The organism is Endozoicomonas sp. ALB091 (genome assembly GCF_049310265.1).
Classification (GTDB): Bacteria; Pseudomonadota; Gammaproteobacteria; order Pseudomonadales; family Endozoicomonadaceae; genus Endozoicomonas.
In genome coordinates this window covers 124,436-143,861 of sequence record NZ_JBLYNQ010000007.1, presented here as the reverse complement: position 1 = coordinate 143,861, position 19,426 = coordinate 124,436, and the positions used below count along the sequence as shown (strand labels likewise).

Genomic DNA, 19,426 nt, shown 5'->3' with positions numbered 1-19,426 from the left:
GAAGCGGGCACGTTCAGAGATGGTCATGGGAAAAGCATTGCTAACAGGGAGGTTCGTGTCATTGCAGCTTCCGAACAGTCTCATGGTACACATGATCTGTTGAAATCAAGCCAGTGTACTTCGGAGCAAGTATCGCCGTGTGAAGGTTCGCAACAGGACGTTAAACCACAGAGCACTGAACATGCTGAACAACAGACAGCTCCGGATCCGGAAATATTAGCCCGGCAGCTTGACGAAATAAAACAACAGATTATTGATCTCACCAGGGTTCATGGTGAGATACCCCATCAGGAATTGATCAGGTTTAAGTTGGCGGCTCTGTATATTCAGGAGAATTTCCTCATAAGAATGTTGTACGGCATGCCAAGTGAGCAGGAAGCATTCAGTATGCTTTATTCTCTCGGAGACTTAATACCACCATCAAATGGCAATGCTCTCATCAAGGTGTTGAATTTATGGTGGCTTCCCGATAACGACAAATACTTTCCTGAAATTGAATCCTTAACGAAATTTTATTCCGTTTGTGAGCAGATGAAGGCAGTTGATAAGGAGTTGGAAAAATCTATTGAGTCTATTGATAAAAACAAGCTTTTTCTGAAAGCTTTTGAGAAGTTGAAAAAAGCAGTTGTCTCATCAGAAGGGGACAGTGATAGCAGTAGTTTAAGTTCTTTATCTTCAAAGTTACTCGCTAAAGAGTCAGAATGCAAAGAAGCTATGGTTAGAATAAGATCTATTATTGAAAAAGTTCACCATGAAACGGCTATTGCTGGCTATAATCGGTGCCAAATGCATAGCCCTGCTTCAGGTGATGTAGAAGAGTGTCGATACGGGGATGAACCGGGAGCCGTAAAAAGTAACAGTGCCAGGGAACAGCAGGAGGGACAATTGGCTGAAGTTGCAAGATCTCCCTTTAGTTTGACCAAACTTGATAAAGTGGTGATTATTTTTCACCATCTCTACCAGGAATATTGTGATGGTCATTATGTTGAAGTAGTTAATGCTGGCAATGTTGACTTTCTTGATAATTACTTTAACGCACTTTTATTAGAAACAGAGTTGGCCGTTCATGAGAAAGAGATTGCCTATTTTGCTTTTCTTCAGGCATTGGGACATTTTTACAACAAGGTAACTATGGAATACTCAATGTCATCCTATGGCTACTCTTCCGGAAAAAATGCTGCTGTAAAGTTAGCCCTCCCGGGACAGGTAAAAACATACAACCGTATTCTTCATAAAATGACGATTGCCAGCGTTGAAAGAGGCATCTGTCGTGTTGCTGACTATTGGGTTTTAAACTTTCTGGCTGCAGGATTCTTGGTAAATTATCGCTGGAAAACGACTGACAGGGTCCAATTAGCCGCACTAAGCTCGGTATTGGAGAGATGCCCTAAACAGGAATCAGAGATTGCACTGGCAAAATGTACATGCTTTGCAATCGCAGAAGTCCTGGAGGATGTTGAAGTATTTAGAAGTGTTGCTGAAAACTCTACAAAATACAATACTCTGGCACTGTTAACCATGCTCTGGAATGATCTTGGGTTTTCCCGTTGGCCTTACTCTACCACTTTGAATCCGGAAAAGGCACTTGAATACCTGGAATTCATTCAAGTGGAAATAAATGACCATAAAAATCAATCTGCTGAAATAGTCAAAAGAGCTATGGATTATGCTTATGAATTAATTCTATTGATGCGTGGATCGACACGAAGTGCACAACTGCGTTCTGAAAGAGTTGCCCTGTATTACTATATGCTGGGTAATCCTTCCAAGGCATCAGCGCTTCTTGAATTTGCCAGGCATAAAAGTAAAACACTTTATTTTGGACTTTGCATGGCCTCAAAGGGTAAGTATCAATTAGCGATTCAGTTTATTGAAAAGGACAACATTAAAGATGTTTGTGTAAAAGCATTGTTAGGTATTCTTTACGAAAAGCTGGCCAGCTCTCAGGGCGAGTCAAGTGAACAATTTACAGACCTGCTGAATAAAGCAGAAGTTAACTATCGGTCGGCGACTGGCTCACGGCCTGAAATGAATAAATATCTTGCCATGTTACTTGAAAAACGAGGAGACCTGCCAGGCTCACTGAAGCATTGGAAAGTTTACCGATGTTTTTTACATGACCAGGCTGATAAAAGCAATGTAAGGTCGGTCAGGTTTAAAATCCCCATGGAGATTAAACTGGTTGGCGAAAAAGTTCTGCAATTGGAGAACCGGTTAGAGGAAATTCAATCTGAAAAAAATGCCTGTTCATTATCGGGAGATAATAAATTTCACTGTAAAGAGGCTGAGGGAAAGGCACCCGAAAGTGGACCTGCCAGGAAAAGCAAAGCCAGGAAAAAGAGCCCGCCTGCTGTCGTCAGAAGGCAAGCCTGCCAGGAACATCGCCAGGAGAAAAAGCTAACTGACGTCCAGAGTGAAAAGCACTTTGCTATTCAAATGCCCGATCTTGAGTCAGAGCGAAAACCTGACAGTGAATCAGAGCTTGAGGAACAAACCGATCATCAGCAACAGAGCCCGGACGAGAACCAGTGGCAACTCGTTACTGGCAAGCCTGAGCCGGTTCGCCTTACTGTGAATCAGGGCGTTAAAATTCCTTTTGGCTTGTCAATAAAAGAAGTTGAGCGTCACTGGGTGTATACCCGCGCTTTCAGAAATGATTTAACCAATCGGTTGCTCCTCCTTGACATAGGCCGGGAAAATTATAATGGGATTTTGGCAATCATTGATCAATATGTGGGTAAGATTGAAAATCCTGTAGCACAGTTACACTTTATCCAAAATAAACAGTGGCTGTTGAGATGCAAAAGCTTTGATAACCAGGCGCTGTATGCCCAATGTCGCTATTCCGGACAATCGATCCAGGCGGTAAAAGCAGAGTTACGGTTATCTATTTTGCAATGTGTGCATGAACAGGTGGAATCTGTTTTTCAGCAAGCCTTTCAGTGCCTGCCTTCATCGCTTTGGTTCAGGAACCCCGAGTTGTTGAAAAAGGACATTAACTGTCTGATAGGTCACGTTCATCCTGAATTTTGTGTGCAGTTTGGTGCTCAATTCTCAACAGCGGCACATGTCATGAAAGACATTTTTTGGGAGTTCACCTGCCAGAGGGGAAAAGGCCAGACGTGCCGCTCACTGTATGGCCACTCCCTTGACGACTATTCCGATTGGGCAGATAAGTTCTATGACTTTCGTAATTTTATCGATCCACAGCATGTCTCGGATGTTATTTAATGGATACCTGCTCAATGGCAACGCCGTTTTCCCGACAGAACTGTGATAGTTCTTCCTGGGGATTGCGGTCGTACTGGATGTCATAAACAATGCGCCGGATACCGGCCGCTAACAGGTTTTTGGTGCATTGATCACAGGGGCTGTGGGTCACATAAGCGGTAGCCCCCTCTATGGGAGTACCCAGCCGTGCTGCCCAGATAACCGCATTGAGTTCAGCATGAATTTCATGCCTGAGTGACCAGGGGTGGTGTTCTTCGTAGTCAGCCTCATTACAGTTGATATAGCCTGAAGGCGTGCCATTAACCCCTGTGGAAAGTACCCGCCCATCCTTGACCAGCAGACAGCCTACCTGAAGGCGCACACACTTTGATAATTTGGCCAGGGAGTGGGCCATCTCCATATACACAGTATCAACCGATCTAATGCCCTTGCTATCAGTGGCCATTGGTCATTTATTCCTTGAGTTTTCTGAAAACGTCGTCTTTACGCTTACCAGACACAGAAGCTATTAATTCAGGCTCTGGCGCAATGCATCATTAATAAACTGATTCAAACTGCGGTTACTGGCCGCTGCTGCCACACTGGCGGATTCGTGCAGATCCGGGTCAATACGCAGGTTCAGCTTGCCGGAGAAAGACTTGCGTGGCTCTATACCTTCCTCCTGACAGGCCTCCAGAAACACCTTCAGGGAGACTTTGCCTTCCTGGTGCAGGCTTTTGACATCCGCCGCGTAAAAATCTGCGCCGCCATTCAGGCCAATAAACTCGCCACGGAACAGGTCAATGTCCGGGTCGTAAGTAATGACAGCGATATAGCCGTTGATGTTCATCTGGTTAATCATGGCGTCACTCCGTGGTTCTCCAGCCACCGGCGGATACTGGCCACCGCGCCCTTGTCGGTATCCGGTGACGGATGTGGGCGGTGAAAGATCCGTACCTCACCAAACAGTACCACCTTGATCCGGCTGCCTTCACGCTCTTCAACTTTGGCACCAAGAGCAAGAAACAGGTTTTCAATATCGGCCCAGTGAATGCTGCCGCTGACCGGTCTGGCAAACAGTTTGCGCAGTGTCGTGGCATGTTTCTTTTTCATTGTATTGATTGGTAAATAGTATAGTTGCAATGGTACCGGATAATAGTACTATCGACAATAATCCGTTTATATGGCCTGCTCCCCCCCCCCCCCGCACTCTCTGACCCGTTGGCAAGCCGACTGAGAAACCGGGTATGGTGATTCATACCCGCTTTGATAACAACAGATTCAGGCAGCCTGTGGAGTGACTGCTGATACATCGCTGGTTTTCATCAGACAGACACCGGAGATGGCAACTGCGATTAAGGTGATCACTGACAGCGACAGGGTACCCGCTTCAGGCAGAAAGCCGATCAGTGCACTGATCAGTGTTGCCAGCAGCATCTCAATAAAGAAAATCAGGCCCGCTGCGGTACCCATATTCTCTTTCATATGTTCAGTGGCCCTGGCCTGACAGAGCGGCATAAACAGACCGAGACCCAGTTCATAAATAGCGATACCCGCAACATAGCCGGTGATGGATTGACCATCCGTCAGCAGACCGCTCACCAGGGAAACCATGGCACCAATCATCAACAGGCTACCAGCGACCAGGGTGCTCTGGGTCCGGCTCATGTTGGCGGTCAGTTTAGGGCCCATGGATGCGCTGAACAGGTAGCTGGCAATAGCCACAGCAAACAGGTAGCCATAGGTTGCCGGAGAAATGCCTAACTGACCAATAACCACAAAGGAGCCTCCGGCAACAAACACAAAGGCTCCGGCAAATGCCGCACCGGCGGCAATGGTAAAGCGCAGGTAGCGGGCATCCGTCAGCACCGCTTTATAGCCTGCCAGCACAGAATTTTTCGATGTGGTTGCCGTGGTTGTTTCCTGCTTGTGTTCTGGCAAGAGCGTCAGTGCCAGTATCGCAATCACCGCCATGGCTGCCATCACGTAAAAGCTGTACTGCCAGTCGGCATACTCCTGCAGATAACCGCCGACAATGGGTGCGGCCATGGGGGCAATGGTCAGGCAGCCGCCAATATAGGCCAGCATTTTCACTTCCATCTGGTCACGGTAATAGTCCCGGGCCATCATTCTGGCAACGGCAGTTCCGAAGCAGCCAAAAACGGCCTGGGCAAAACGGGCGGCAATGAACAGATAGATGCTATCCGTCAGCAAAGTGATTGCTGTTGCCGCAAGGTAAAGGGAATAGCCCATCAGCAGGGTTTTCTTTCGGCCCAAACGATCAGCCAACGGGCCGACAATCAGCATCGACAGGGAAAAGCCCAGCATGAATAAACCAACACTCCATTGAGCGATCGCGGAGGTGGTGCCAAAAAACGCGGTGATTGCCGGCAGCGAGGGGGTGAAAATATCAATGGACACAGGTCCTACCACCGCAAACAGGGTCAGGAGAATCAGAACAAAAGCGGGGTGTTTTTCGGGAGTCAGGTGTCGCATGGTGGTCCGCTGATAAGTTGAAAAATAGGGAGATAATGCGACAGGTACGATTGATCAACAATCCGTGTTTATGCCAATTATCAGGATGTTGATCGCTGTTTATAGAGCAGACATTAATTTAATTATGATGTCTGCGCTGGTTTGCCGGTGGAACTCAAGATTGATATAAGTAGCTAACCATATGAAATCATATATTTCTGACTCCTTGTTCAGGTACTCTGCTTCGTTACAACTCCGGTCACATAGCTACGGCTATGCTCCCTCCGTTGTGCCTCGCATAGCACCTGCCCAAGTAGCCAGAAATATATGATTCCATATGGCCAGCTACTTAAGCGCAAAGGGCTGTTAAACCGATTGACTGAAGCCTTGACCAACTACTCAGCGGGGCTGAACTATTTGCTGATCATAAGGTCTAAAATTGGTGACTGATTATCAGTCGTTTTTACGAGCTAAATTATCGGGTGTTCAAAAAATGATTACAGCTACTCGTGACGTAAAATCACCGCAAGCAATGAGTCTTTCTATCCTGGAGGAGGGCCCAGCTTCATCGAAGGATGTAAAGTTCGGTGATACCTTCCGGACGATACAACCGGTTGTTGAGCCGGGAATTCTGCAACGGGCCAACGATGCAATCAATATAGATAGCTATGATTTTGTTAAAGATGAATATAATACAATACTGAAATCCAGACTTTGTTCACGAGTGTTGCCAGGAGTTGATGACAACCAATGTATTTTTTCTTTAATCCCTGAAGGCTATCCAGAAACCAAAGTACGCGTACAATTTGCTCCTGATTCTCGGATTGTTAATCAGAAAAGCTTTGAGTGCCAATTAATGACCAGTGATAAGGCATTGATTGATCTGGCAATAAAAGGTGTAGAGGTGTTGGCCGGGCAATTCTCATTGCAGGGTCAGACTGTGGAATTGTGTGCGTTGAGGATCATTCGAAATTACATTCGCAGTGACGGTTTAGTCGGAACTGAATGGTTTCGTGATAGGGGGGATTATAGCCTCGTGATGTTAATGAATGATGATTCAGTTAAAGAGGGTGGTCCTTATTACACGGGAGGAGGGCTGGCAACAGCGGAATTAGAGGGGAGGGATTGTTTTGGAATATATTATGCTACTAAGGGATCTGCTGAAGACCACCCTTTCGAAAAAAACCTTGGTCATGTTTACTCAAACACAGACAATCTTATTCATCGATTCGCTAATGCCAAATATGTCCCGGATGAAACTGAAAAGCAGCCGGCTAAACCTCGGGAAAACTATGTTGTAGAGCCACCCTGGGGAAAGCCTGTTGAACAGAGGTTATTGCATATTGTTATGACCCCCTCTTATGATACCCACCAGCCAGTGTCGCGGTTTATGTCCGTCGTGTCTGACTTATCCAGGCGAGTGCAATCCTGGGTTAATGATTAGTTGGTGAATTTCCACCCATAGTCTCTGGTTATACATCAGGTGTCAGATAATAGGCTTTCCTGTGCAGCACACCATCATCTGCGTTGCTCTGGTACGCTGTACGGGACTATTGCCCGTAGCGAGGATCGCGAGAAATTGAGGATAAAAATTCGGTGTTGTCTGGCAAACAGGCCTGGGACCTGAAAAGGCCTGAATCACAGATCTTATAAGTTAACGTCATGAATATATGTGTTATTATCACGCACTGGTGATATATCAGACTTCTGGACCATGCATGGTAGGGTTAACTTGAGTTTTCTGAAATCAACTTTGCGGTTCTTTCACCACCAGTTTCTGAAACTGAGCTGGCTGGTTTTGCTGATGGTTTTGCTGGGCCACTTTATTTTATCCTGGGCGCTGATGTGGCTGGCCGGTGAATCGGCGCTTCTGCCTGTTGATCAGTGGTTTTATTTTTATGTCACAACATCGACCACCGTCGGCTATGGCGATCTGAGTCCGGGTACTGCCTCAGGGCGGGTTCTGGCCGCGTTGTTTATTCTCCCCGGTGGCGTTGTGCTTCTCGCAGGGGGGCTGGGGAAGCTGTCATCATTTTTTCTCAGGGTATGGAGTAGAAGAATGCAGGGCAAAGTGGATTACTCAGATTTGGACAATCATATTGTCATATTTGGCTGGAAGCGAAATCACACCCCGAAAATGTTGCAGCTGATTTTTGGCGACAAACGTCGCGAGAACCGTAAGGTATTACTCTGTACCAGCCAGGAAATGGAGAATCCTTTTCCTGAACAGATTTTGTTTGCCCAGGGGGAAAGCCTGACGGAGCCGTCGTTTATTCAGCGAACCGGCATTGGCAATGCGGCCAGAGTGATCGTGTTCCGTGACTCCGATGATCAGACCCTGGCCACCTGCCTGAGTATTGCCGCGACGAAAACCAAAGCCCATGTTGTTGCCTGGTTTGAAAGCCAGCAGATGGTACACCTGCTTCAGTCCCACTGCCCGCAAATAGAGTGTCACAGTAATTTGTCCATGGAACTGCTGGTTCGCTCAGCCCAGGATCCGGGGTCTTCTCGTGTGCAACAGCAACTGTTATCAACATTGACCGGGCCAACACAGTACAGTGTTCGCGTGCCTGAAGATTTTGGAGGGACGACGTTTGGTCGACTGCTGGAGTTTTTTAAAATTCATCACGAAGCCATAGCCCTTGGAGTGGCGGGGTCTGCCACCGGAGATAACCTGAGATTAAATCCGCCCGGCAATGACCGGGTGACAGCCGGACAGGTTGTTTATTACCTGTCTGCTCATCGGATTCACGGACATGAAATTCAGTGGGAGCAGCTGTAGTTCCGGCGCTGCGGTAATCAACCCTAATTCTCGGTCAGGCTCCTGGCATTGAACTTGAGACCCATGCGGTATTAAACATTAATACCGCAATTTGGCCTTTTTCGATGATTCTCTCCCTTTGCCAACCTTTTGAGCCAGTAAAAACCAATCTCTTTCGATAATGCTGCAGGTTTACCAGAATTCTTAATTGGTACCTTAGTTTTTATTTGTGAACTATGTTTTCGCCGGGTTTATCTTTTCAAATCAAGAGCATTACTTGATGAATAATCATGCTTTTAAGTAATTGGTATATTTTAAACAGAAATAATAGTGAACTTTTCATCTTTTATTCGGTCTCAATAACTAAATAACTATTATGTGATTACTCCTCAATTGGGCTTAATCACTTATTTTTCTAATTTAAACAGTAATGTTTCCACTAATAACAATAAGGAGTTCTGTTATGATGCCAGCTAATGCACGCACTGAGTCGGCCAGCGAAATCCCGGATCAGACTCATGCTCATCCAGGAGTTGGTCAGGTTGACCCATTATCCCAAGGTGTCCATTCTGCGACCTTTACCTCGCAACAATCACCTTATGGACCCGTGGCTGCCGGTCACACTGTCAGGGCTGTCCCCCCTGAGTCACACCTGGGTGAACAGCAGTTTGACCCTGAAGACCCCTCTAAAGTGCCTGATGATCAGGTCATCGTTGGACGCCAGCCTCGTACTCTATCTTCCCTTGAATGGCTGGGTGATAGGATTAAAAAGGGGTTTGCCAGCCTGGTCAGAATGTTCAAAATGATGGGGATTCTTTTCAGTATCTATCGGCATGGTGGCAGTATAGAGAGCTTCCAAAACGCTGCTGCTAAAGCCCGGGGGGGGATTCTGGTAAAGGCGATTCAGTTTGCATGCAGTTCTCCCTCAATTGCCCAAGATCTTTTTGGTGATGACCATGAGAAATTTACCAGGACTTTATCTCACGTTGCCACCAGCAATAAGCCAATGACCGAGGCAGAGCTGATTCATTGCCTTGATGAAGCAGGTATTGATTACAACCCGGATCGATTGAATGAAAGGCGTAATCTCGGTACCGGTTCAATTGGTGAGGTCAATGAGATCATCCTGAAAAGCGGAGAGAGTCTGATTGTCAAGACCGTTTCCGAGTCAAGTGAAACCAGGGTTTACTCTGATTTACGGGTTCTCAGGTTCGTACTTGGGCTGATTACCTTCCTTGCACCGGGTTCAATTGGTAAAGGGACCAAACATGCCATTTTCTCATTCTTTGACAGTGTCAAGGAAGAATTGAATCTGATCACTGAGGCCAACAGAACACGGCAACAGGATTTTGCTTTCAAGGCCGTTGCACAGCAGCATATATTTGATATTCGGCAAGACGAATTACCGGATTATGCATACGCGCTGCCTCCCCGGCCAAATGGGTGGGAAATCCAGCATCCTGGCACCGGCACGGTTTTGCTAAGTCTTCCGGTTAATTTTAAAGTTCCAGCCGTTGATGGTAATACTGCCTCTTCCCATGCCTTGGGCATGGAAAAAATTGATGGGGTTACGCTAAGTGAACATGACCAGCCAAAACTTCGGAGTCTTGCGGCAAAGTTATTGAATATCGATGAGACGAATATATCGGACGATCATTTACTCGCCTTCAGGTTAAGTCTGAAAAAACTGGCATTCGAACACTGGTTTTACTGTTATGCCCAGACGGGGTTTTTTAATGCAGATATGCATGATGGCAATGTCATGGTTACCGTTGAGGATGGCAGACTGAACATTTACTTTATTGATCTGGGTAATGCACAAAAAGTCTCGAGGGATGCGGTGAAAGCCACCTATACCATTCTTGGCGCGATGGAGCAACTCCGTGAAGAGTCCGGTGTAGCCAGGAGAAGTCAATATGCAGATCAGGTAGTTCAATGTCTGAAAACTTTGGGTGAATATGAATCTGATAAAGCAAATTGGGATAAGCTGAAGCAGGAGGTCCTGAATCTGATGCCCTATCGTGGAGAGGGCAAGATTGATCAAAAAGTCATTGACCTGTTTAACAGAGCCTATAACTGTAATGTGAAGATGCCAAAAGAAACTGTAGCGTTGTTCAGGGCCAAGGTATTAATTGACTCCCAGATCACTATTACCGATGAAGCAAGAAGGTCGTTGGACAGAATCGTGCCTTCATTGATCAAACTGCTGGGCAGTGATGCCAGTTCAAGTGTGCCTCCCGGAAACATTGCTGGTCAAAATGCTCTGCTGATCTTGCTACGGCAGCTTCCAGAATTACGTCAACAGCTAATTGAACTAATGAGCACCATTCAAGTAACTGATGAGGAATTGGAATATGCAGTGTCTCAATTACTCTCAAAAATGCACTTACCACCTGATGAATTCAGACGTGAGGTTGATGAATTAATTCGGCAATGGCAGATGCAGATGCCGCCTGCTCATCCCGGACAGACGCACAGTCATGCTGGGTCCAGCACTGCATATCCACCACCGGTGCCAAGTTAAAGTTAATTGGCAGCAAACCCGGAGTTATCAGGCTTAACCGGTAACCGATAATTCGGTAACCGGTATTAGCCTGAGTAACTTCCCCGCCTGAGAAAATCAGTGAAAGAGTTATTGAGTCAGCAGCTTCTCCAGTTGTCTTGTCACATGGTCAGGAGAGGTGGTTCTTCTGGCCATCAATGAATACATGGCTGGCACCACAAACAGGGTTAAGAGGCTGGAGACGGTAACACCGGCAAAAACCACGACCCCGATAGAGAACCGGAACGCTGAACCGGCCCCTGAGGCCAGCAGCAGAGGATTGGCACCAACCACCGTGGTAAGAGCGGTCATCAGAATAGGGCGCAGCCGCAACGCTGATGCTTCAAGTACTGCCTCGTTAAAGGTCCACCCCTGATCCCGAAGCTGGTTGATAAACTCCACAATCAAAATGCCATTCTTGGCCGATAATCCGATCAGCATGATCATCGCCAGCTGGCTGAAAATATTCAGGGTCATGGCGTATTCCGAGAACAGTTGGCCAACAGAGCCTTCCATAAATATGATGGGCACGAAGGTCATCACCAGAACCACCGTGGTTGCCACCACGGCAAAGCTCACCTCCCGGGCACCTTTCCAGGCGGCGACAGGGGCGGTTCGCCACGCTCCAGATGCTGGTGGATATTTTCCAGCACCACAATCGCATCATCCACCACCAGACCAATGGCCAGCACCAGCAGCGTCAGCAGGTTGATGGAGTAGCCCAGCAGGTGGATAACGATAAACGCACTGATCAGCGACACTGGTACCGTAACGGCCGGGATCAGGGTGGCCCGCACATTGCCAAGAAAGATATAAAGCACCAGCACCACCAGGGCAATCGTCATGGCCAGGGTGGCATACACCTCATCAATGGCGGACTGGATATAAATGGAAGAGTCCCGCGTGGTGGTCATATAGGTGCCTTCCGGCAGGAAAGGGGTGAATGCATCGATCTCATCTTTCACGTTCTGAATCACTTCCAGCGGGTTAGCCTGGGAAAGTGGCACAATGCCAAGGCTCAATACGTTCCGGCCATTGGCTTTTGCCAGTGTCTCGATCTCTTTGGCCTCGGTACGGATGGAGGCAATATCTGCAAGATAGACTCTGCGGCTGCCCTCCTGACGAATCAGCAGACGACGGAAATCGTCAATGGTGTTGTAGTCACGGTTTAACCGGACGGGCAAGGTTCTCAAACTGTCGGTTAATTCACCGGCAGGCAGCTCGACATTGTCACGACGCAGGGCGCTGCGGACATCGCTGGTGGTGATTTGCCGGGCCGCCATGGCCCGGGCATCCAGTTCAATGCGCATGACATATTCCCGGGCACCCATAAGGTCAACGGAGCTGACGCCATCGACCAGGGAAAGCCGGTCCTGCAAGGTGCGTTGCGCATAGTCAGTGAGTACAATCAAAGACATGGTGTCACTTTGCAGGCTGACATTGAGAATGGTTTCGCCACTGCCATCGTTCTTCCAGACAATGGGTGACTCGGCTTCATCCGGCAGACGCCAGATAACCCGTGACATGGCTTCCCGGACATCATTGGCTGCCGTTTCCATATCCCGGTCGGGAGAAAACTCGATATTAATCCGGGACGTCCCATTACGGCTGGTGCTTTCAATAAAGCGCACCCCTTCAATACCACCGAGCTGGTCCTCAATGACATTGGTGATCTTGCTTTCAATAACCTCGGCAGAAGCCCCGGCATAGCCGGTATACACCATCACCGTCGGTGGGGTAATATCCGGCAGCTCCCGAACCGGTAACATCTGGAAACAGATAACCCCGAAGGTAATCAGCAGCAGACTGACGACAGTGGCAAATACCGGTCGTTTGATGGATAAATCAGACAGTATCATGGTTACAGCAATCCATTGGCAGCGGCATGTGTGACCGGGTTGGCAGAGAGAACAGACGGTTCTTTCTCAAGCACAGTTACCCGGCGGACATCGGTGACTTTTACCGCACCTTCATTCACTACCCGCTCGCCTTCCACCAGTCCGGATACGACAACGATGAACTGATCAATGGTTTGCCCGGTGGTAATGGTCCTGCGTTCCACCCGGTTTTGCTCATCAATCACAAACACATAACGGCGGTTACCGTCATACAGGATGCTGCGGGAAGGCACAACTAATCGTTGTTGCTGGTTCGGGCGCTCAATAGAGGTACGCATCAGCATACCCGGGAGAAGCTGTGACTCAGGGTTATCCAGCAGGGCCCTGACCTGAAAGGACAGATTGACCGGGTCAATCCGGGGGTTAATGCTGTTGATGGTGCCGGTAAAGGTTTTTCCGGGCCAGGCATCGGTGGTAGCTGAAATACGGGACCCTTTGCTGTTGATCAAAGCTTCCATATAGTCCAGTTGCCGCTGGGCATCCTCAAAGGCAATTCGCGCCTGGGCGGTGATTGCCTCCTGCTCACGGTCATCCAGTTCAACCAGCAGCTGTCCTGATTTGACATTCACACCATCGCGCAGATGCAGGGCAACAATACGGCCATTGATTTGCGGGGCAATGTCAACGGACTGGTTGGCTTTCAGGTTTCCCAGCGCCATCAGATTCTGTTGCAATGTGGTGGCCGTCACTGGAAAGGCCGTTACCGTAGGAGCCTGGCTTTTTGCCGCTGTAGCGGAAGCGACCTGGGAAAAAGCTGCCAGGCAGGTCAGGGCAACCAGCAGGATTGCCCGGGATTTGGTGGTCGCTGCCCGAGCCAATACCAACCCCGGTTGGGTGAAGAGAGAGTTTGCTGTCATGACCCGGAGGTCTCCTGCCTGTGGGAATAAGGGACATCAGAATTTGGCGGAAGTCTGACTGAATTCATTAATGGGGGGATTATATCGCTAAAAGGTTCGATGATACCCTGACGATTACGATAACTTTTCGTAATTTTGAGTCCATTCAAAAGAAAGACCAACGTCAGTTTCGGCTGCCCTGGTTTTTGCGTCAGGAAGACTGCCCCCAGCTCTTTCAGATTCCGCATTACAAGTCAATTTCCTGTGAATTCAGGGATTTCAGAAATACTAATTTATCTCTATTAAACCATGCTGTTGATTCACAACTCCATCCGGGAAGATCAAAGTCTTGTGTACAATGTACAGCATCAAAATCAATGGCCACACGTTCCCAATCTATATAATTATCATTTTCTGAATGAGTGTATTCTTTTAATAAGTGTTCATACTTTTCGTATGAGTCAATATGAAATATATTTGCTGTATCTGAAACCTGAAATTGAGCCGCAGTTTTGCCTAAGAAAATGTGCATACCGTTATTTCTACACCACTCTATCCAGGCAGTTGTGTTTTTTTCGGTTTTGGTTTCTTCGGTTGCAGTTTCTTCTTCTTCGGTTGCAGTTTCTTTTTTTAGAGTACTTGTCCAAAAAGTATTTTCAGGTTTATCTCTCGGCAATCTTAGCCATAGTGGAAAATTCTTACCCAGAGGTTCGGAGTTAAACTGAATACTGGGGTCATTTTTTACTACCTTCCTGTTAGAAAGCAATCGTTGCATATCAAACTGCTGATCACGTCTTGGTATGAATACTTGTGCTGAATGATAATTATCATATATTGAGGATGGATCTGAAAGGAAAGCCGCACTATGTAAACTGGTTAGCTCACTAGACTTCGCAGGAGATAAATTCATAGTAAGTTCCTTGTGTTTACGTTTATGAGTGTTTATTCACAAGGAAAGTTCACAAAGTCATGGATAAAATTCAAATCATGAAAAGCAGAAAAGCAGAAAAGCAGAAAAGCAGAAAAGCAGAAAAGCAGAAAAAGCAGGGTTCAGGTCTGGATTTTTGAAGGAAGAAAACCGGGGTCAAAAAAAGTGGGAAAGCAGGGGGGGGGAAGGTCCTTTATTGTTACCCTGAATTTTACTCCCTTTTGATCATCTTCTTAGCGGCAGCTATTTTTTCTTCTGTCCAGCGACCTACCTGTGTTGTCAGGCTACGCTCTTCGTCGGCAAGCTCAAGGAGTTCTCCATAGTCTTCCCATGTGTCTTCATTAACAGCATCAAGCTCATCGTAGGTTTTCCTGACGGTCTGCAACCGTTCAAGGGCCTCGCTTTTCCTGGTCACGAAATCCTCCAGTAACTGTCGTTTCTCGCTGTTATCCGGGTCTGGATGCTTGCCACTGCCGCCTGTTTTTGAGTGTTGTAATAAGAGCTGAAAGGCAAGAAGATCGCCCTTACCCATGTCGAGCCTGACTTTCTGGTCTTGCCAGGGCTCCTCAACGGCAAAATGACGGACGATTCTGGTATGTAAACTACCAAACAGTTCCAGCTTCTTAGTGTTGTCCAACGCGTTATTGTTCAATAGCAGCTTTTCACAACTATCCAGCCGTAGCAGTGCATCGTTCAGCTTCTTCTTTCTCGTCTTCTTCTTATAGCCGGGCAGCTGTTGTTGTTCGAAGAGAGCAACGGTTGCTACCACACTTTCATGCCTGTATTTCTCTTCATTGTTCAGCGGTGATGCCTGAATGATGGTTTGCAGTCTATAAAAGGCGTCTATGCTCAAGTCGGCAGCGCTGTCCCGCCACTCTTTGCTGCGGCACTGTGTCAGAAATAAATGGAGCTCGGTACGGAACTTCTGGCCTGCACCTGCTTCGGCCCTGGCAAGCACTGCGAATTTCCTCTGGTCGGCAGGGGACTGGTTACCCATATCCCCTTTTTTCTGCCGCCATTCTGTTATTGCCGTTTTTGCCTTTTGCCATTGCGTTTTGAGATCTTCCAACTCATCAAGCGCTTCTCTGGTCGGATTTAGTTCGATATTTTTCAGCCCGATCTGTCCGGAGTTATATTTGTCTTTTCGCAATGAGTTAAGCTCTGTTGCGCCCAGCGATTCCTCTGCTGCTATTACCGATTCCATAGTCTGCGTCTGGTACCCGGAATCATTGGTACCTTCGAGGTCTGCCAGCTGGCCAGCATACTGCTCCCTGATATCCTGATACAGGGTGTCAACACCGGTTGACTCAGCGGCTTGCCATGTCTCCGTGGTCGCTGTGGGCAGGGTATTGCCAGATCTGGTAGTGACCATGGTCAGACTTTCATCGGGCATATGACCGCTATTGTCAACCGGCAGCTCCGGTAATGGTCTTTTGTATTGCTTAAGAGGAGGCAGTCGCTGACGATTGCTTTTCATTGGCGTCTGCTCACTATGTTGGACAAGTGGTGGCAGCGGCCTTCGGGGTTTTTTCGAGGATGGCTTGTCATGTTTACCGGGCGGTGGTGGTAGCGGCCTGCTATTATTTGACACGGGATGAGAGGTGGGGTTGTCACTATTGTCACCCGCTGGCTTTGGCATTGGCCGTTCAGGGCGTATTTGGTGCCCGGATCCCTGTTGTTTATCAACATTAACAGGTTGCTGTACTTTCGGACTGCTTTCGGGTGTGGTGATTTCGACTTTCCTCTGCCGGAGGAGAAACCCCTGCACCTTTGAGATCACAACAGCTTTTGCGGCCTTTGCGATTGTTGTAACCCTTACCGATACAGACTCAGTCGGTTCACGGACCGATATCTGGCGATCGTCGAATCTTGCTCTGACGGTTTTGCGCTGTTTGTTATTGTCTTCAGACTTATGGATGCCGGGCTGGACGATGTGTTGAGTGGTAGAATTGTTGATTTGTGGCATAAAGATCCAGTCCCCTTGTGCCTGATCTGCAACCTGTTACCTGTTTGCCATATCCGTTAAGGCAGTTTGCATGGTTATCGACGATTGTCTGAGATAATCCATTTGGAAGTAGTTATGATTACACTGTTGAGAGACGTTGAAAATGTCTTGATGGGCGCAACAAAGAAACTGTCCCCGGACGATAAAAATCTGCTCAAGGCAGCCGAGGATGGTGACCTGGCATCGATGAAGACATTGTTGGAACAGGGGGCTGATATTGAGTCCAGGGGCCGGTATGGCGAAACTCCGCTGTTTCTGGCGGTAACTTCGGAAAAACCGGAAGTTCTCAACTGTCTTCTGGCTGCGGGTGCCAGCGTGAATGTCCGCAATCCTTCAGGTCAAACTCCGTTGCATAGAGCCCGTAGCGGGGAGACTGTGCACCAGCTTCTGGCTTGGGGAGCTGATATTGAGGCCAGGGATAATTGCGGAAACACGCCACTGTTCCAGACTTGTTCTAAAGCCGATCTGGAGATGTTAAAGGTATTTCTCGATGCAGGTGCCTGCGTTAATGCCCGCTCTGATTCAGGCCGGACTCCGCTGCACAGAGCCGGTAGCGGGGAGGTTGCGAAAGAGCTTCTGGCCCGGGGAGCCGATATTGATGCCAGGGATATGAATAAAGCAACGCCACTAATTTATTCGATCTCCATAAACGATACACTGGAGGTATTCAAGGTGCTTCTGGCTGCCGGTGCCAATATTGATGCAGCTGATAAATATAAACTGACATCATTGCACTATGCGGCTAGCGAAAACTGTTTCGACTTGAATTATCTGAAGCTGCTTTTGTCCGAGGGGGCTAACCTTGAAGTCAGGCAAGACAACTGCACACAATGGACCCCGTTACATTTGGCAGCAAAAAGTGGTTCGGGCAAGAAAGTACAACTATTGGTGGCTGAGGGTGCCAACTGTAAGGCGCGAGCCTGGAATAGGTGTACACCGCTGAATTTTGCCAAGGGCAGAATTCGCAACTTGAAAGTCCTGTTGGCCGAGACTGGCAGGTTTGACAACATCAATCGGAATAATGAGCCGGATAATTTTCAACCCCAATCACTTCAGGTCTGCGCCCGGGCCTCTATCCGCTCGCGCCTGGTTGCACACAGTAAAGAAACGGGACAACCGTTGTCGAAATCGGTGCCGATGCTGCCGCTGAAGCCGCTGCTGCCGCTGCTGCCGGTGGATAAGCCACAGCTCAAAGACTATGTGTATGCGCCTTTGATGGGAAACCTTATTTTTGATTAGCAATATGGTAGGTCTGACACCATCACTGCTGTTGCAGTGCTAATAGAGTCTGGCCGAGGTTGACTCTGGAGCTGGGAGCCAGTAACGGGTCTTGAAGCTTTAATCCATTCAAAAGAAAGATCAAAGCCAGTTTCTGTTTACCTGGTTTTTTCGTCAGGAAGAATGCCCCCAGCTTTTCCAGATGCCATATTACAAGTCAATTTCTTGTGAATTCAGGGATTTCAGGAATACTAATTTATCTTTATTGAACCATGCTGTTGATTCACAATCCCAACTGGGAATACGAAAATCTTGTGTACAATGTACAGCATCAAAATTAATGGCAACACGTTCCCAGTCTACATAATTATGAACTACTGGATGAGGATATTCTTTTAATAAGCATTTATATTTTTCATTTGAGTCAATATGGAATATATTTGCTGTTTCTAAAACCTGAAATTGAGCTGCAGTTTTTCCTAACAAAGAATTCGAAGGGTTTACTCTACACCATTCTATCCAGGCAGTTGTATTTTTTTCGGTTGTGGTTTCTTTTGTTAGAGTAGACGTCCAAAAAGCATTTTCAGGTTTATCTGAAAATACTGTGATCCCTGATAAAAAATTCTTGCCAAAAAGTTTAATGCTCAACTCAGCTGTGGGATCATTTTTTATTACTTTCCTGCTAGAAAGCAATCTTTGCAAATCAAATGGCTGATCACCCTTTGGTATAAATATTTGTGATGAATGATAATTGTCACTTGTTGAGGATTGCTCTGAAATGAAAGCAGCAGTATTTGATGTGGTTAAATCACTGGGCTTAACAGTAGATAAATTCATAGTAAGTTCCTCGTGTTTTTTCTTATGAGTATTTTTTTACAATGAAAGTTCACAAACTCATGAAGAAAATTCAAATCATTATTGCTCATGCCATAAGCCTGACTACACTTGCCGTTTGTTGAGCATTTTTGCTCCGGGGCTTTTTGTCTTGCCCAGTCTCTTTTTATCTGTTGCTGGTGCGGTTGTCGACACCACCGCAGTGAACTCTACTGTTGTAGCCTCCGGTCAAGGTGGCAGGGCAGGCATCGGTGCCGGGCGGGTGCTCCTTGACCTGGCCACTGTTGCCAACACCACAGCCGTGAACTGTCATGTGGAATCCACAGGTTCTGGTGGAGGCGCAGGCGTCGGGGCGGGCCTGATCAGACATAAGTAGCTAACCATATGGAATCATATATTTCTGACTCCTTGTTCAGGCACTCTGCTTCGTTACAACTCCGGTCACATAGCTATGGCTATGCTCCCTCCGTTGTGCCTCGCATAGCACCTGCCCAAGTAGCCAGAAATATATGATTCCATATGGCCAGCTACTTAGCGCTGTATCTGAAACGATTGCCAACACCACCGCGCTGAATTGCACTGTGTTAGCCTCGGGCAAGGAGGCAACGGCAGGTATCGGGGTGGGGGATATTGATTCCGGTTAGAGTTAGGTCGTAAAAAATAACCTTCATGCATCCTTGGTGCTTCTTTAATCTTAGGGCCATTGCATGGTCACCGGT

At 47.4% G+C, this 19,426-nt stretch carries 17 protein-coding genes; 6 read left to right on the top strand and 11 right to left on the bottom strand.

From position 1 onward, the window contains the following. Positions 1-360 precede the first annotated feature (360 nt). Positions 361-3,231: a hypothetical protein gene (locus ACO6UX_RS12810; RefSeq protein ID WP_422448160.1), complete on the top strand. Its 2,871-nt coding sequence runs from the start codon at positions 361-363 to the stop codon at positions 3,229-3,231. On the opposite strand, the gene ACO6UX_RS12805 is transcribed toward ACO6UX_RS12810, so the two are convergent. The 4 genes from ACO6UX_RS12805 to ACO6UX_RS12790 all read right to left on the bottom strand — a co-directional run bounded on the left by ACO6UX_RS12805 (position 3,224) and on the right by ACO6UX_RS12790 (position 5,706). Further along, positions 3,224-3,676, bottom strand: a complete 453-nt coding sequence (locus ACO6UX_RS12805) for a deoxycytidylate deaminase (RefSeq protein WP_422448158.1) — start codon at positions 3,674-3,676, stop codon at positions 3,224-3,226. The genes ACO6UX_RS12810 and ACO6UX_RS12805 overlap by 8 nt on opposite strands. A gap of 63 nt (positions 3,677-3,739) precedes the next feature. Next, positions 3,740-4,072 (bottom strand): type II toxin-antitoxin system HicB family antitoxin, encoded by a 333-nt coding sequence (locus ACO6UX_RS12800; RefSeq protein WP_422448156.1) that lies wholly within the window; start codon positions 4,070-4,072, stop codon positions 3,740-3,742. Further along, positions 4,069-4,323: a type II toxin-antitoxin system HicA family toxin gene (locus ACO6UX_RS12795; protein WP_422448154.1), complete on the bottom strand. Its 255-nt coding sequence runs from the start codon at positions 4,321-4,323 to the stop codon at positions 4,069-4,071. The genes ACO6UX_RS12800 and ACO6UX_RS12795 overlap by 4 nt, the downstream gene beginning before the upstream one ends. 168 nt (positions 4,324-4,491) lie before the next feature. After that, positions 4,492-5,706: a multidrug effflux MFS transporter gene (locus ACO6UX_RS12790; protein ID WP_422448152.1), complete on the bottom strand. Its 1,215-nt coding sequence runs from the start codon at positions 5,704-5,706 to the stop codon at positions 4,492-4,494. Positions 5,707-6,127: 421 nt separating this feature from the next. On the opposite strand from ACO6UX_RS12790, the gene ACO6UX_RS12785 reads away from it, so the two are divergent. The 3 genes from ACO6UX_RS12785 (at position 6,128) to ACO6UX_RS12775 (ending at position 10,970) form a co-directional block, all read left to right on the top strand. Then, complete coding sequence (locus ACO6UX_RS12785; RefSeq protein ID WP_422448150.1) at positions 6,128-7,129, top strand: hypothetical protein; 1,002 nt, start codon at positions 6,128-6,130, stop codon at positions 7,127-7,129. Between the two features lie 360 nt (positions 7,130-7,489). Continuing rightward, positions 7,490-8,467 (top strand): potassium channel family protein, encoded by a 978-nt coding sequence (locus ACO6UX_RS12780; protein ID WP_422448148.1) that lies wholly within the window; start codon positions 7,490-7,492, stop codon positions 8,465-8,467. Between the two features lie 442 nt (positions 8,468-8,909). After that, entirely contained in the window at positions 8,910-10,970 is a 2,061-nt protein-coding gene (locus ACO6UX_RS12775) for an AarF/UbiB family protein (protein ID WP_422448146.1), read from the top strand. Positions 10,971-11,078: 108 nt separating this feature from the next. On the opposite strand, the gene ACO6UX_RS12770 is transcribed toward ACO6UX_RS12775, so the two are convergent. The 5 genes from ACO6UX_RS12770 to ACO6UX_RS12750 form a co-directional block, all read right to left on the bottom strand. Next, positions 11,079-11,567, bottom strand: coding sequence for an efflux RND transporter permease subunit (locus tag ACO6UX_RS12770; RefSeq protein ID WP_422448144.1), 489 nt, complete (start codon positions 11,565-11,567; stop codon positions 11,079-11,081). Continuing rightward, on the bottom strand, positions 11,564-12,847 hold the full coding sequence (locus ACO6UX_RS12765; RefSeq protein ID WP_422448142.1) for an efflux RND transporter permease subunit: 1,284 nt from the start codon (positions 12,845-12,847) through the stop codon (positions 11,564-11,566). The genes ACO6UX_RS12770 and ACO6UX_RS12765 overlap by 4 nt, the downstream gene beginning before the upstream one ends. Before the next feature lie 2 nt (positions 12,848-12,849). Further along, entirely contained in the window at positions 12,850-13,743 is an 894-nt protein-coding gene (locus tag ACO6UX_RS12760) for an efflux RND transporter periplasmic adaptor subunit (protein ID WP_422448140.1), read from the bottom strand. 226 nt (positions 13,744-13,969) lie between these two features. Next, positions 13,970-14,632, bottom strand: coding sequence for a hypothetical protein (locus ACO6UX_RS12755; RefSeq protein ID WP_422448138.1), 663 nt, complete (start codon positions 14,630-14,632; stop codon positions 13,970-13,972). A 229-nt stretch (positions 14,633-14,861) separates the two neighbouring features. Beyond that, positions 14,862-16,616, bottom strand: coding sequence for a hypothetical protein (locus tag ACO6UX_RS12750; RefSeq protein ID WP_422448137.1), 1,755 nt, complete (start codon positions 16,614-16,616; stop codon positions 14,862-14,864). Between the two features lie 114 nt (positions 16,617-16,730). Here ACO6UX_RS12750 and ACO6UX_RS12745 point away from each other — a divergent pair, with 114 nt between their 5' ends. Continuing rightward, positions 16,731-17,894, top strand: coding sequence for an ankyrin repeat domain-containing protein (locus tag ACO6UX_RS12745; RefSeq protein WP_422448135.1), 1,164 nt, complete (start codon positions 16,731-16,733; stop codon positions 17,892-17,894). Between the two features lie 189 nt (positions 17,895-18,083). Here ACO6UX_RS12745 and ACO6UX_RS12740 read toward each other — a convergent pair whose 3' ends face one another. Beyond that, positions 18,084-18,710 (bottom strand): hypothetical protein, encoded by a 627-nt coding sequence (locus ACO6UX_RS12740; protein WP_422448133.1) that lies wholly within the window; start codon positions 18,708-18,710, stop codon positions 18,084-18,086. A gap of 163 nt (positions 18,711-18,873) precedes the next feature. Next, positions 18,874-19,077, bottom strand: a complete 204-nt coding sequence (locus tag ACO6UX_RS12735; RefSeq protein WP_422448131.1) for a hypothetical protein — start codon at positions 19,075-19,077, stop codon at positions 18,874-18,876. Between the two features lie 139 nt (positions 19,078-19,216). Here ACO6UX_RS12735 and ACO6UX_RS12730 point away from each other — a divergent pair, with 139 nt between their 5' ends. Next, positions 19,217-19,351 carry a hypothetical protein gene (locus ACO6UX_RS12730; protein WP_422448129.1) on the top strand — a complete coding sequence of 45 codons (135 nt, stop codon included), beginning with the start codon at positions 19,217-19,219 and terminating at the stop codon, positions 19,349-19,351. Positions 19,352-19,426 lie beyond the last annotated feature (75 nt).